The 14,479-nt window shown below is 71.2% G+C and carries 8 protein-coding genes and 1 pseudogene; 5 read left to right on the top strand and 4 right to left on the bottom strand.

Annotated features, from left to right (window positions below; translation table 11 throughout):
• Positions 1-29: 29 nt before the first annotated feature.
• Positions 30-1,412, top strand: a complete 1,383-nt coding sequence (locus O7623_RS19285; RefSeq protein WP_282224423.1) for an MFS transporter — start codon at positions 30-32, stop codon at positions 1,410-1,412.
• A 62-nt stretch (positions 1,413-1,474) separates the two neighbouring features.
• Here O7623_RS19285 and O7623_RS19280 read toward each other — a convergent pair whose 3' ends face one another.
• Together O7623_RS19280 and O7623_RS19275 are read right to left on the bottom strand one after the other, a co-directional pair.
• The gene (locus O7623_RS19280; RefSeq protein ID WP_282224422.1) at positions 1,475-1,831 is read right to left on the bottom strand and encodes an STAS domain-containing protein; all 357 of its coding nucleotides are present in this window, start codon (positions 1,829-1,831) and stop codon (positions 1,475-1,477) included.
• Between the two features lie 153 nt (positions 1,832-1,984).
• Positions 1,985-4,075 carry a S9 family peptidase gene (locus tag O7623_RS19275; RefSeq protein WP_282224421.1) on the bottom strand — a complete coding sequence of 697 codons (2,091 nt, stop codon included), beginning with the start codon at positions 4,073-4,075 and terminating at the stop codon, positions 1,985-1,987.
• A 99-nt stretch (positions 4,076-4,174) separates the two neighbouring features.
• Between O7623_RS19275 and O7623_RS19270 the strand changes: the two genes are divergently transcribed.
• Positions 4,175-5,461: an FAD-binding oxidoreductase gene (locus O7623_RS19270; RefSeq protein WP_282224420.1), complete on the top strand. Its 1,287-nt coding sequence runs from the start codon at positions 4,175-4,177 to the stop codon at positions 5,459-5,461.
• A gap of 46 nt (positions 5,462-5,507) precedes the next feature.
• Here O7623_RS19270 and O7623_RS19265 read toward each other — a convergent pair.
• Positions 5,508-7,613, bottom strand: a pseudogene (locus O7623_RS19265) (SpoIIE family protein phosphatase); the annotation flags it as partial.
• Positions 7,614-7,725: 112 nt separating this feature from the next.
• On the opposite strand from O7623_RS19265, the gene O7623_RS19260 reads away from it, so the two are divergent.
• Both O7623_RS19260 and O7623_RS19255 read left to right on the top strand, forming a co-directional pair.
• Positions 7,726-12,087, top strand: coding sequence for a HAMP domain-containing protein (locus O7623_RS19260; RefSeq protein ID WP_282224419.1), 4,362 nt, complete (start codon positions 7,726-7,728; stop codon positions 12,085-12,087).
• Complete coding sequence (locus O7623_RS19255; protein WP_282224418.1) at positions 12,087-12,653, top strand: response regulator; 567 nt, start codon at positions 12,087-12,089, stop codon at positions 12,651-12,653. The genes O7623_RS19260 and O7623_RS19255 overlap by 1 nt, the downstream gene beginning before the upstream one ends.
• 38 nt (positions 12,654-12,691) lie before the next feature.
• On the opposite strand, the gene O7623_RS19250 is transcribed toward O7623_RS19255, so the two are convergent.
• On the bottom strand, positions 12,692-13,009 hold the full coding sequence (locus O7623_RS19250; protein ID WP_282224417.1) for an STAS domain-containing protein: 318 nt from the start codon (positions 13,007-13,009) through the stop codon (positions 12,692-12,694).
• A gap of 119 nt (positions 13,010-13,128) precedes the next feature.
• Here O7623_RS19250 and hemL point away from each other — a divergent pair, with 119 nt between their 5' ends.
• Positions 13,129-14,478 (top strand): glutamate-1-semialdehyde 2,1-aminomutase, encoded by a 1,350-nt coding sequence (hemL, locus tag O7623_RS19245; RefSeq protein WP_282224416.1) that lies wholly within the window; start codon positions 13,129-13,131, stop codon positions 14,476-14,478.
• Position 14,479 lies beyond the last annotated feature (1 nt).

Below are 14,479 nucleotides of genomic sequence, written 5' to 3'. Positions count from 1 at the left end.
AATCATCCCATGATTTTAGGATGGCAGGCATGACTCCGCCAACCGCCCTCGCCACCGGGACCGCCGTCCGCACCGGTACGGCGCCGGCACCGGCCCCGACCGGTGCGTCGGCCGACCGGCTGCCGGACCCCGCCGGGCAACCGGGTGGCACCGGCGGGCGCGGGCAGCACCGAGCCACCCACCGTCAGCAGGTCCGGTCCGGCCAGGGCGCGCTCCTGGTGCTCGCCGCGATGGTGCTGGTGGCGCTCAACCTGCGGATGGCGATCACCAGCCTCGGCCCGCTGCTCGACGAGGTCCGTACCGGCCTGCCGATGTCCGCCCTGCAGGCCGGGGTGGTGACCACCCTGCCGGCGTTGGCCTTCGCCGTGGTCGGGTCGGCCACCCCGTGGCTGGTCCGTCGCTTCTCCCCGCCGCGACTACTGGTCGCGGCGATGGGCGCGCTCGCCGTCGGGCAGCTGCTGCGGGTGGCGACCGGCGACGCCTGGCTGTTCGTGGCGACCAGCGCGCTGGCCCTGGCCGGGATCGCGGTCGCGAACGTCCTGCTGCCGATGCTGGTCCGACAGTACTTCCCGCACCGGATCGGCCTGGTGACCGGCGCGTACAGCATGTCGCTGACCGTGGGTGCCTCGGTGGCCGCCGGTTCGGCGGTGCCCATCGCGCACGCGGCGGGTGGTTGGCGGGTCGGGCTCGGCTTCTGGGCGCTGGTCGCGCTGGCCGCCGCCGCGCTGTGGGTGCCGATCGCCTGGCGGAGCCGCCGACGGGCCGCTGCCGCTGCCCGTACCGGCGTCGGTGTCGGTGCCCCGCGCCCGGCGGCTGCCGGCGGGGCGCGGATCCGGGCGGGCCGGACCCGGCTCGGCTGGCTGATGGCGGTCTTCTTCGGGGCCCAGTCGTTTGCCGCGTACGCCCAGATGGGCTGGCTGGCGCAACTGTTTCGGGACGCCGGCTTCCGAGCGGAGACCGCCGGGCTGCTGCTGGCCGGCGTCACGGCGGTCAGCGTGCCGATCGCGATGGTGATGCCGACGTTGGCCGGCCGGATGACCAGTCTGCGGCCGCTCGTGCTCGGTACCGCCCTGGCGTCCGGGCTGAGCTACGCCGGGCTGCTGTGGTCGCCGTACGACCTGGCGTTGGTCTGGATGGTGCTGCTCGCCCTCGGCCAGGGCACCTTCCCGATGGCGCTGGCCATGATCGGGCTACGGGCCCGGACCGGCGCGGGCATCGTGTCGCTGTCGGCGTTCACCCAGAGCGTCGGCTACCTGATCGCGGCGGTCGGCCCGCTCTCGGTGGGCCTGCTGTACGGGCGGACCGGTGACTGGGTGGCGCCGGTCGGCCTGCTCGTCGTGGCGCTGCTGGTGCAGACCGGTACCGGCTGGTCGATCGCCCGTCCACGGTGGATCGAAGACGAGCTGCGCTGACGGGCCGGCCATGCAAGCCGACCGGCCGGGCATGCAAGCCGACCGGCCGGGCCGGGGCGACCTCAGTCGGTCGCCGCCGGCTCCGGTGCGGCGACGGCCTCGTCGACGGTGGGGAAGGTCTGCAGGACCTCGACCAGCCCACTGACTTCGAGGATGCGCAGCACGCCCCGCTGCGGGGCGGCGAGTCGGACGACTCCGCCCGCCTCGTCGCAGCCGTTCTTGGCGCGGACGAAGACCGACAGGCCGGTGGAATCGCAGAACGAGACGTCGGCAAGGTCGAAGACCAACCTGTTACGGCCTTTGTCCAGTAGATCCGTAATCTGGTCCTGCAGTTGCGGGGCGGTGGCCATGTCCAACTCGCCACCGACCGACACGACGACGACATCGCCGCGTTGCTGCGTCTCCACTGTCAAAGACATTCACGACCTCCAGCCATTCCGCTCGAACGGTACTTCACTCGACGTCGTCCGTGCCGGACCGGGAGTTCGTCGTCGCTGCCACCATAATCGGTGGCCCGGCGACCAACCGCACCACCGGCACCCTACCCGTCCGCTCCGGGGCGGCCGGCCGCCTCAGTGCCCGGCCAGGCCCACCCGGTCGAGGATCCAGGCGGTGACGAACGCCTCCTCGTGCCAGGCGTCGTAGCGGCCGCTCGGACCCCCGTGCCCGGCACCCATCTCCGTCTTGAGCAGGTACGACCCGCCCGGTGCCACCGCCCGCAGCTTCGCGACCCACTTCGCCGGCTCGTGGTAGAACACCCGGGTGTCGTTCAGGCTGGTCACCGCCAGGATCGGTGGGTAGTTGGCGGCGGTCACGTTCTCGTACGGCGTGTACGAGCGCATGTACGCGTACACCTCGGGGTCGGCCAGCGGGTTGCCCCACTCCTCCCACTCGGTGACGGTCAGCGGCAGCGACGGGTCCAGGATCGTGTTCAGCGCGTCGACGAACGGCACCTGCGCGACGACGCCGCCGAACGCCTCGGGTGCGAGGTTGGCCACCGCGCCCATCAGCAGCCCGCCGGCGGAGCCGCCCCGGGCGACCAGCCGGTCGGTCGTCGTCCAGCCCGCCTTCACCAGGTGCCGGGCGCAGGCCACGAAATCGGTGAACGAGTTCTTCTTCGCCAGCATCTTGCCGTGGTCGTACCAGCGGCGGCCCAGCTCACCACCACCGCGTACGTGCGCCACGGCGAAGACCACGCCCCGGTCGAGCAGCGACAGCCGGGGAACCGAGAACCAGGGGTCCATGCTGATCTCGTACGAGCCGTAGCCGTAGATGACGCAGGCGGCGGACCCGTCGCGCGGGGTGCCGGCGCGGCAGACCACCGAGATCGGCACCCGGGTGCCGTCGTCGGCCATCGCCCACTCCCGGTGCTGTTCGTAGTCGTCCGGGTCGTAGCCGCCGAGCACCGGCTTGCGCTTGAGCAGCGTCATCGACCGGGTGACCAGGTCGTAGTCGTAGACGGAGTCGGGGGTGACCAGCGAGGTGTAGCGGATCCGCAGGCTGGTGGTGGTGTACTCCGGGTTGGTGTCCAGTCCGACACTGTAGATCGGCTCGGGGAACTCCAGGTCGAAGGTGTCGGTGCCGCCGGTGGGCAGCACCCGCAGCCCGGTGAGTCCGTCGGTGCGCAGCGAGACCACCAGGTGGTTGGCGAACGCGTCCACCGATTCGAGCCGGGTGCCGGGCGTGTGGTCGATCAGCGGCATCCAGTCGCCGGGGGTGTCCGCCGAGGTGTACGCGAGGGCGAAGTCCTCGGCACCGTCGTTGTGCAGGATCAGGAACCGGTGCCCGTGGTGTTCGACCGAGTAGTCGACACCCTGTCGGCGGGGCGCGATGACGACCGGCTCGGCGGTGGGGTCGGCGGCTGGCAGCGCCCGTACCTCGCTGGTGGTCTTGCTGTGTGCGTCGATCAGGATGAACCGCTCGGAGCGGGTGAGCTCCACGCCGACCCAGAACCGTTCGTCATCCTCCTGGTAGACCACCTCGTCGGTGTCGGCGGTGGTCCCGACCCGGTGCCGCCAGACCCGGTACGGTCGCCACGCGTCGTCGACGGTCAGGTAGAACAGCACGCTGCCGTCGGCCGACCAGGCGGTGCCGTAGAAGGTCGACGGGATCTCGTCGGGCAGCACCTGCCCGCTGGCCAGGTCCTTGACCCGCAGGGTGAAGCGTTCGTCGCCGGTGAAGTCGGTGGAGTAGGCCAGCCACCGTCCGTCCGGGCTGACGTCGAAGGTGCCCAACGCGAAGAAGTCGTGTCCTTTGGCGAGGGCGTTGCCGTCGAGCAGGATCTCCTCGTCGGGCGGTGGCGCACCGTCGGCGGTGGCCGGCGGGTGCGTCTCGTCTGGATGGACCGGTCGTCGGCACTGGATCCCGTACTGCTGGCCCTCGACGGTCCGGGTGTAGTACCAGTGGTCGCCCTTGCGGGTCGGCACCGACAGGTCGGTCTCCTGGGTGCGCCGTTTCGTTTCGGCGAACAACGTCTCGCGCAGCGCGGCGAGGTGTGCCGTGGCACCCTCGGTGTAGGCGTTCTCGGCCTCCAGGTAGGCGATCGTGTCCGGGTCTTCCTTGGCCGCCAGCCAGGCGTACTCGTCGACGACGGTGTCGCCGTGGTGGGTGCGCTCGGTCGGGACACGCTTGGCGGCGGGAGGCACGGGTGCGTCGGTCGTCACCCGGCCACGGTACCGCCCGCCGGCGACGGGCCGGTGCCCGTCGTCGACCACTCGACGTCGATTAGAACATGTGTACGATGTCCAGCGGGAGGTGGTGGTGTGCTGGATCACCTGGCGGAGATCTGCGGTGCCCGGTACGCGCGCCGGGGCAGCGTGGGCGACGCGGTGGCGGCGACCACGCCGCGGTGGGTGGTGTCACCCGGCAGTCCCGGGGTGGTCGCCGATGTCCTGCGGCTCTGCGCCGACCGGGGTCTGACGCTGGTGCCCCGTGGCTCGGGCAGCAAACTGGACTGGGGTTCCACGCCGCCGCATGTGGACATTCTGTTGGACACCGTCCGGCTCTCCGGGATCTGGCACCATCCGCCGGGTTCGGCCACCGTACGGGTCGGCGCCGGCACCACCCTGCAGGCGGCCCAGCGGGCGGTCGGCCGGACCGGCTGGCGACTGCCGTTCGATCCGCCCTCGGCCGCCGCCACGGTCGGCGGGGTCGTCGCCACCGCCGAGGCCGGCCCGTTGAGCCACCGGCACGGCTCACCCTGCCGGCACCTGACCGGCGTCGACTACGTCGACGCCGCGGGCGCCCTGGTCCGGGCCGCGTCCAGCGGCGGCGGCCCCGACCAGCTGCCGGAGCTGCTCTGCGGGTCGCAGGGCGCGTTGGCGGTGCTGGTCTCGGCGACCGTGCGTCTGCAGCCCGCACCGGCCGACCGCCGCTGGGTCTGCCGGTCCGTCGCCACCCCGCTGGAGGTGCACGACCTCGTCGAGGAGTTGACCGGCACCGGGCTGCAACCGGCGGCGATCGAGCTGGACCTGCCGGCGTCCGACGCATCGACCGGGCTGGTCCGGGCCGCCGGGCCGGGATCGACCGTACGGTCGGGACCAGCCGTACGGTCGGGAACGCTCGCGGTGCTGTTCGAAGGTGAGCCGGGCCCGACCGGCAGCCGCGCCGACCGCGCCGCTGCCCTGCTCGGCGGCACCGCCACCGTCACCGACCGCCCGCCAACCTGGTGGCAGCGCTACCCGTTCGGTCCCGGTGACGTCGCGATCCGCTTGGCGGTGCCGGTGGCCCACCTGCACGCGGCGATCTACGCCCTGCGGGACGCCGTCGGTGCGCCGGTCGGGGTGCGCGGTTCGGCCGGCACCGGCCTGGTGCACGCCGTACTGCCCGGGGCGACCCCACCGGAGCGGATCGCCGGGCTGCTCACGACGGTACGTACGGTGCTCCTCGCCCGGGGCGGGACCTGCCAGGTGCTGGCGGCACCGGCAGCGGTACGCCGGTCCGTCGACATCTGGGGCGACGTACCGGATCTGCCCCGGTTGCGCCAGCTCAAGCAGGCCTTCGACCCGCACCGCCGGCTGGCCCCCGGCCGGCTTCCCGGCGGCCTGTGAGGTGATCGGCCGGCCCCGCGCCCGTCTGACCCGCGCCGGTCGCCAGTTCGTTGCGGACGACCAGGATCGCGATGTCGTCGCGAGGTGCCTCGGCGGAGAAGTCGAGCGTGGCGGTCCGCAGCCGGGCCGCGACCACCTCGGCTGAGAACCCGGCCAGCGGGGCCGCCGCCCGGCGCAGCCGTTCGGTGCCGAACAGTTCCCGGCCGTCACGCCGCTCGGTGATCCCGTCGGTGTAGAACACCAGGGAGTCGCCCGCCGCCAGGCTCAGCGCCACCGACGGCGCGGCGATCTGGTCCAGCAGCCCGAGTGCGGTCCCCCCGGCACCGACGAACTGGGCCTGCCCGTCGCCGCTGACCAGCACCGGCCGGTCGTGTCCGGCGAGATGCAGCCGGACGTCGAGCCGCTGGTCGTCGGTGACCCCGATGGCCGCCATGGCCAGCGTGCAGTACCGCCCACCGCCGCGTTCGACGAGCGTGTCGTTGAGCCGGCCCAGCACCTCCGGCAGCGCCTTGCCGTCGCGGACCAGCACCCGGATGACGTCGCGGACCAGCCCGGTGACGGTCGCCGCCTGGACTCCCTTGCCGGAGACGTCGCCGACGACCACCAGCCACCGGCCGCCGGGCAGCGGCACCACGTCGTAGAAGTCGCCGCCGACCTCCACCGCGTCACCGCTGGGTACGTACTCGGCGGCCAGCCCGATGCCGTCGATCACCGGCAGCACCGGGGGCAGCAGCGACTGCTGCAGGGTGTGCGCGACCCGGCGACGTTCCTGATGGATCCGGGCGTTGTCGATGGCCAGCGCGGCCCGCCGGGCGACGTCCTCCAGCACAGCGACCTCGTCGGGGTCGTGCCGGTGCCGTTCGTGCCGGCCGACGGCGAGGGTGCCCAGTCGCTGCCCCCGGGCCACCAGCGGTACGGCGAATCCGTCCATCGGGGCGCCGAGCGGCACCTGGGATCCGCTGCGTGAGGCCTCCCGTAGCCGGGCGGAGACCGAGTCGGGGCCGGATTCGGTCAACGTGGCGTGCAGCGCCGGCAGGACCGTCTCGTCGGCGTGGATCGCGGCGGCCAACTGCAGCTGCCCCCACTCGTCGGCGGTGTGCACCGCGCACCACCGGCCGAGCCGGGGCACCACCAGTTGCGGGATGAGCGCCATGGTCAGATCGACGTCGAGCGACTGGGCGAGCAGCTCGCTGGCTTCGGCCAGGAAGGTCAGCCAGGTCTGCCGGCGCAGGTCGGCGCGGCGCAGCCGGTCGTTCTCCAGATGCAGGGAGAGCCGCTCGGCGACCAGGGTGGCCAGCGGTCGGGCGTAGTCGGAGGGCGCGGCGTCCAGTTCCAGTTCACCGCTGTACGGCCGGTGCAGGGTGAGCGGCACGCGCAGCAGCTCACCGGAGCGCGGTGACCGGCCGTAGCGGGCGAGCACCTGGGTGCCGTACCCGTCGCCGCGGTCGACCCGGATGGTGCCGCCGGCCGCCCCGACCAGGTCGGCGACCCGGGCCAGCAGGGTCCCGGCCAGGTCGGCGAGCGGATCGTCGGCGTACGGCTCCGGTGCGGCCTGTAGAAGCGCGGCGAGGGTGGCGGCGCTGGGGGCGGCCGGTCGGTGCTCGTCGTCGACCGGCGGCGCGGGTACGGCGGACACGCCCTGCCACGGGTCGACCTGGTCGACCGGGTCAGCGGGACCGGCCGGGCGGACCCGGTCGGGCGTCGGCGTGGCGGGGTGCCGGTCGAGCCGGAACCAGACGCCCTTGCCACTGGGCAGGTGGGTGGTGCCCCAGCGGCTGGCGAAGTGGTCGACCAGCAGCAGGCCGCGTCCGCGTTCGGGCACCTCGCCGATGTTCTGACGGTCGTTGCGGGGGCGGGCGGCGACGGTCTCGATGGGTCCGGCGGCGAAGTCGGTGACCGTGACGGTGAGTCCGACCGGGTCGGCCGCCACTTCGATGATCAGTTCGGTGCCGGCGTGCACGACGGCGTTGGTGGAGAGCTCGGTGGTCAGCAGCAGGGCCTCGTTGAGCAGGTCGTCCAGGGCCGCGTCGGACAGTACGGATCTGACTACCGCGCGTGCTGTTGCCGGGGTTCGTCGGTCGGCGGGCAGGCGTACTCGTCGGAAATGTTCACTCACAGTACCGGTGGTGGGACCCTCGGCCCTTGCTGTCACCTGCCAGTTCCTCCGATCGCCCGGTTCATCGAAACGGTCGTGCACCTCGCATCTGTCACGGTAGTCGAGCAATGATGAGGTCAGCCCACTCCCAGAGCTGAGCGAGGATCCGATGACCCGCGCGAAAGAGCTGACCACCGACCACCTGACGACCGGCGACGAGACCGCGTTGCTCGTCGAGCTCGCCGAGGCACTGCGCCGGATCGGGCAGGGCGACCTCAAGGTGCGGCTGCCCCGCCGGGTCGGCGTGGCCGGTGAGGTGGCGGACGCCTTCAACGAGGTGGTCTCGTTGCAGGAGCGCCAGCACCTGGACCTGCGCCGGATCAGCCGGATCGTCGGCCGGGACGGTCGACTGACCGAACGCCTCGACGAGGAGGGCTTCGGCGGTGCCTGGGCCGACAACCACCAGGCGATCAACGCGTTGATCGACGACCTGGGTCGACCGACCACCGAGATCGCCCGGGTCATCCGGGCGGTCGCCGAGGGCGACCTGTCCCAGCACATGGAGCTGGAGATCGACGGGCAGCCGCTGCGGGGCGAGTTCCTGCGGATCGGTCGGACGGTGAACACGATGGTGGACCAGTTGTCGTCGTTCGCCGACGAGGTGACCCGGGTGGCCCGCGAGGTGGGCACCGAGGGCAAGCTCGGTGGTCAGGCGCGGGTCAAGGGCGTCTCCGGGACCTGGAAGGACCTGACCGACAACGTCAACTCGATGGCGTCGAACCTCACCCACCAGGTGCGGTCCATCTCGCAGGTGGCGACCGCGATGTCCCGCGGCGACCTGTCCCAGAAGATCACCGTGTCCGCCAAGGGCGAGGTCGCCGAGCTGGCGGACACCATCAACATGCTCACCGACACGCTGAGGCTCTTCGCCGAACAGGTGACCCGGGTGGCCCGGGAGGTGGGCACCGAGGGCAAGCTCGGCGGCCAGGCGCAGGTGCCGAACGTCGCGGGCACCTGGAAGGACCTGACCGACAGTGTCAACTCGATGGCGTCGAACCTGACCGCGCAGGTGCGCAACATCGCCCAGGTCTCCACGGCGGTGGCCAAGGGTGACCTGTCGCAGAAGATCACCGTGGCCGCCCAGGGTGAGATCCTGGAGTTGAAGTCGACGGTGAACACGATGGTGGACCAGTTGTCGTGGTTCGCCGACGAGGTGACCCGGGTGGCCCGGGAGGTCGGCATCGAGGGCAAGCTCGGTGGTCAGGCCCAGGTCAGGGGCCTTTCCGGTACGTGGCGTGACCTCACCGAGAACGTCAACCAGCTGGCCGGCAACCTGACCAGCCAGGTCCGCAACATCTCGCAGGTGTCCACGGCGGTGGCCAAGGGTGACCTGTCGCAGAAGATCACGGTCGACGCGCGGGGCGAGATTCTGGAGTTGAAGTCGACGGTCAACACGATGGTGGACCAGCTGTCGCTGTTCGCCGACGAGGTGACCCGGGTGGCCCGGGAAGTGGGCACCGAGGGCAAGTTGGGTGGTCAGGCGCAGGTCAAGGGCGTTTCCGGTACGTGGCGGGACCTGACGGACAACGTGAACTCGATGGCGTCGAACCTGACCAGTCAGGTGCGGAACATCGCGTCGGTCACCACCGCCGTCGCCAAGGGTGACCTGTCGCAGAAGATCACGGTCGACGCGCGGGGCGAGATTCTGGAGTTGAAGTCGACGGTCAACACGATGGTGGACCAGTTGTCGTCGTTCGCCGACGAGGTGACCCGGGTGGCCCGGGAGGTGGGCACCGAGGGCAAGTTGGGTGGTCAGGCCCAGGTGCGTGGGGTGGCCGGCACCTGGCGGGATCTGACCGACAACGTGAACTCGATGGCGTCGAACCTGACCGCTCAGGTGCGCAACATCGCCCAGGTCTCCACGGCGGTGGCCAAGGGCGATCTGTCGCAGAAGATCACCGTCGACGCGCAGGGCGAGATCCTGGAGCTCAAGGACACCGTCAACACGATGGTGGACCAGTTGTCGTCGTTCGCCGACGAGGTGACCCGGGTGGCCCGCGAGGTGGGCACCGAGGGCAAGTTGGGTGGTCAGGCGCAGGTCAAGGGGGTCTCCGGTACGTGGCGGGACCTGACGGACAACGTGAACTCGATGGCGTCGAACCTGACCAGTCAGGTGCGGAACATCGCGTCGGTCACCACCGCCGTCGCCAAGGGTGACCTGTCGCAGAAGATCACCGTCGACGCGCAGGGCGAGATCCTGGAGTTGAAGTCGACGGTCAACACGATGGTGGACCAGTTGTCGTCGTTCGCCGACGAGGTGACCCGGGTGGCCCGCGAGGTGGGCACCGAGGGCAAGTTGGGTGGTCAGGCCCAGGTCAAGGGGGTCTCCGGCACCTGGCGTGACCTGACCGAGAACGTCAACCAGCTGGCCTCGACCCTGACCACCCAGCTGCGTGCGATCGCGCAGGTGTCGACCTCGGTGACCCGCGGCGACATGACCCAGCACATCACCGTCCAGGCCCAGGGTGAGGTCGCCGAGCTCAAGGACAACATCAACCAGATGATCGTGACCCTGCGGGACACGACGAAGAAGAACGCCGAACAGGGCTGGCTCGACTCGAACCTGGCCCGCATCGGTGGTCTGCTGCAGGGTCAGCGGGACCTCGGCGAGGTCTGCCGCATGATCATGAACGAGGTCACCCCGCTGGTCGACGCGCAGCTCGGCACCTTCTTCCTCGCCGACGTCGACGAGGGGGTGATGCGGCTGGGCCTGACCGCCTCGTACGGCTACGTGGCCCGCGACCACATCGTCATCTTCGGGCCCGGCGAAGGCCTGGTCGGTCAGGCCGCGGTCTCCCGGCGCACGATCCGGGTCGGTGCCGGCAGCACCGGTGCCCTCACCCTGCGGTCCGGACTGCTCAGCGCCGCGCCCCGCGACCACGTCGTCCTGCCGGTGCTGTTCGAGGGCGAGATGCTCGGGGTGATCGAGTTCGCCTCGGTCGCCGCCTTCTCCGAACTGCACCTGGCGTTCCTGGAGCGGCTGGTGGCCACCATCGGCATCGCCGTCAACACCATCCAGGCGAACAAGCGCACCGAGGAGCTGCTCGCCCAGTCGCAGCGGCTGGCCAACGAGATGCAGGCGCAGTCCGCCGAGCTGCAGCGCACCAACGCCGAGCTGGAAGACAAGGCCCGGCTGCTGTCCGAGCAGAAGGGCAACATCGAGACCAAGAACCGGGAGATCGAACTGGCCCGGCTCGGCCTGGAGGAGAAGGCACAGCAGCTGTCGCGGGCCTCGGCGTACAAGTCGGAGTTCCTCGCCAACATGAGCCACGAGCTGCGGACGCCGCTGAACTCGCTGCTGCTGCTGGCCCGGCTGCTGGCCGACAACCCGGACGACAACCTGACCGAGAAGCAGATCGAGTTCGCCAAGACGATCCACAGCGCCGGCTCCGATCTGCTGTCGCTGATCGACGACATCCTGGACCTGTCGAAGATCGAAGCCGGCCGGATGGACGTGCAACCGGCCGAGGTGCCGTTCGTCGAGATCCAGGCGTACGTCGAGCAGGCGTTCACGCCGCAGGCCGACGAGAAGGGTCTGCAGCTGCATGTCGAGGTCGCCCCGGACCTGCCCCCGGCGATCGTCACCGACGCGCAACGGCTGCAGCAGATCCTGCGCAACCTGCTCTCCAACGCGGTGAAGTTCACCGACAGCGGATCGGTGATCCTGCGGATCGGCCCGGCGGCACCCGGCCAGGAGTTCAGCGTGCCGGCGCTGTCGGCCGCCGCGCAGGTGGTGGCGTTCACCGTCATCGACACCGGGATCGGCGTCTCCGACGACAAACTTTCGTTGATCTTCGAGGCGTTCCAGCAGGCCGACGGGACCACCAGCCGACGCTACGGCGGCACCGGGCTGGGGCTGTCGATCAGCCGCGACCTGGCCCGGCTGATCGGTGGCACGATCACCGTGACGTCCGCTCCGGGCGCCGGCTCCACCTTCACGCTGTACGTCCCCGACGTGCTGGACACCGACGCCGTACTGCCGCAGGCGCCGCTGCCGACCGCAGCGCCGATCCGGACCGCGCTGCCGCCGCTGACCCGGCCGATCGAGGTCGACCGGCCGGAGCCGCCGGCCACCCGGCGACTGGACGGCGCCACCGTACTGATCATCGACGACGACGTGCGCAACGTCTTCGCCCTGACCAGCGCCCTGGAACTGCACGGCATGACCGTGCTGTACTCCGACAACGGGGTCGACGGGGTGCGTAAACTCGCCGAACGCCCAGAGGTCGACATCGTGTTGATGGATGCGATGATGCCGGACCAGGACGGCTACGAGACGACCCGGATCATCCGCCGCAACGAGCGCTTCGCCGACCTGCCGGTGGTCTTCCTGACCGCCAAGGCGATGCCGGGCGACCGGGAGTCGGCGCTGCAGGCCGGTGCCACCGACTACATCACCAAGCCGGTGGACCTGGACGAACTGATCACGCTGATGGTGACCTGGATCAACGCCGCAGAGGAGCAGAACTGATGACCGCCGCGACGGCGAAGGCACTGCTGGTGGACGACCGGCGGGAGAACCTCATGGCGTTGGAGGCGATCCTGCAGGGGCTGCCGGTGCAGACCGTGGCCGTGGAGAGCGGCGAGGCCGCGTTGAAGCAGCTGCTCGTCGACGACTTCGCGGTGATCCTGCTCGACGCGCAGATGCCGGAGATGGACGGCTTCGAGACCGCCAACCACATCAAGCGGCGGGAGCGGACCCGGCACGTACCGATCCTGTTCCTGACCGCCGCGGACCGGGACAACCAGCTCGCGCTGCGCGGTTACGCCGCCGGCGCGGTCGACTACCTGATCAAGCCGTTCGACCCCTGGGTGCTGCGGGCGAAGGTCGGCGTCTTCGTCGACCTGTGGGTGAAGAACCGGCAGCTGGCCAATCAGGCCGACCTGGTCCGCCAGCGCGACGAGCAGCTGCGCGGGCTGGTTGCCGCCGTGGACCGGGCGGTCGGGCAGCTGCGGGCCGGTGCCGCCGACCCGGCGACCGTCGCCGACGAGCTGGAGGCGGCCCGGTGGGGCGGGGACCGTACGGCGCAGCCGTGACCGTCACCGGATGGCTTGGCACGGCGTAGCCGTGACCGTCACCGGATGGTCAGCGCCGAGCGGAGCCCGGTGATGTTCAACACCCGGAGCAGGAACTCGCCGACATTGGTGAGCAGCAGCAGGCTCTGGGCGTGACTCGCCTTACGGGTGAGCACCACCAGGGTGCCCAGCCCCTGGGAGTCACAGAAGGTGATCCCGCCCATGTCCAGCACGATCCGCGCCGGGGCGTCGCTGAGCAGCTCGTTGACGGTGTTGGTCAGCTGGGTGGCGGTGAGCATGTCGATCTCACCGGCGAGGCGGAGCACCGCCTCGTCGGAAGTGCGCTGCAGCGCGATAGACAGCTCCGCCCGCTCCACCCGGCCAGCGTATCGCGATCAGGCGAGCCGGGCCCGGCTACGCCCGGCGCAGGTGGCCGCGAGCTGGGCACGGGGCGGATGTGCACCCCCACGGGGGCGACTGCCACAATGGCAGTGCCGTGACTGCCACCGACACCGCCGGCGCCCGCCCGTACCCGGCTGACGCGCCCGCTTCCCAGGCCCTGTTCGACCGCGCCAGCTCGATCGTCCCCGGCGGGGTCAATTCACCCGTGCGCGCCTTCCGGGCGGTCGGCGGGACGCCCCGCTTCATGGTGCGCGGCAGCGGACCATGGCTGTTCGATGCGGACGACCGCCGCTACCTCGACCTGGTCTGCTCCTGGGGCCCGCTGATCCTCGGCCACGCCCACCCCGAGGTGGTCGCCGCGATCGGCCGGGCCGCCGCGCTGGGCACCAGCTTCGGCACGCCCACCCCCGGTGAGGTGGAGCTGGCCACGGAGATCGTCGAGCGGACCCCGGTCGAGCAGGTCCGGCTGGTCAACTCCGGCACCGAGGCGACGATGTCGGCGATCCGCCTGGCCCGTGGCCACACCGGCCGGTCGCGCATCGTCAAGTTCGCCGGCTGCTACCACGGTCACGTCGACGCGTTGCTCGCCGCCGCCGGCAGCGGAGTGGCCACCCTGGGGCTGCCCGACTCGCCCGGCGTCACCGGTGCCGCGGCCAGCGAGACGATCGTGCTGCCGTACAACGACGTGGCGGCGGTGCAGGAGGCGTTCGCCGCGTACGGCGACCAGATCGCCGCGATCGTCACCGAGGCGGCGGCCGGCAACATGGGCGTGGTCGCCCCCGCGCCCGGCTTCAACGCCGCGTTGGCCCGGATCGCTCACGCGCACGGCGCGTTGCTCATCGTCGACGAGGTGATGACCGGTTTCCGGGTCGCCCGGGGCGGCTGGGCCGAGCTGGATCCGGCCGACGCCGACATCTACACGTACGGCAAGGTGATGGGCGGCGGCCTGCCGGCGGCGGCGTTCGGCGGCCGGGCCGAGATCATGGCGCAGCTGGCCCCGGCCGGTCCGGTCTACCAGGCCGGCACCCTCTCCGGGAACCCACTGGCCTGCGCTGCGGGTCTGGCCACCCTGCGGTTGGCCGACGCCGACCTCTACCGGCGACTGGCCGACACCGCCACCCAGGTCGCGACGATGGCCACCGAGGCGCTGCGCGCCGCCGGCGTACCGCATCGGCTCTCCACCGCCGGCACCATGTTCTCCATCTTCTTCACCGACGCCGAAGTCACCGACTACGCGAGCGCCCGGACCCAGGACACCGACGCCTACCGGGCCTTCTTCCACGCGATGCTCGCGCACGGCGTCTATCTGCCCCCCAGCGCGTTCGAAGCATGGTTCGTCTCGGCGGCGATCGACGACGCCGCCCTGGAGCAACTGGCCGCCGCGTTGCCGGCCGCGGCTGCGGCCGCAGCCGCCGCCGGTGACCTGCGGACGGTGAGGGATTAGC

The organism is Solwaraspora sp. WMMD791 (assembly GCF_029581195.1).
GTDB lineage: Bacteria > Actinomycetota > Actinomycetes > Mycobacteriales > Micromonosporaceae > Micromonospora_E.
Note: the sequence above shows the minus strand (reverse complement) of the source record. Positions and strands in the feature narration are given on the sequence as shown.

What these genes read in the sequence shown, in the direction of transcription:
- O7623_RS19260 (WP_282224419.1), top strand. Translation starts at nt 7,726, where the DNA reads ATGACCCGCGCGAAAGAGCTGACCACCGACCACCTGACGACCGGCGAC.
- O7623_RS19280 (WP_282224422.1), bottom strand. Translation starts at nt 1,831, where the DNA reads ATGTCTTTGACAGTGGAGACGCAGCAACGCGGCGATGTCGTCGTCGTG.
- O7623_RS19285 (WP_282224423.1), top strand. Translation starts at nt 30, where the DNA reads ATGACTCCGCCAACCGCCCTCGCCACCGGGACCGCCGTCCGCACCGGT.
- O7623_RS19255 (WP_282224418.1), top strand. Translation starts at nt 12,087, where the DNA reads ATGACCGCCGCGACGGCGAAGGCACTGCTGGTGGACGACCGGCGGGAG.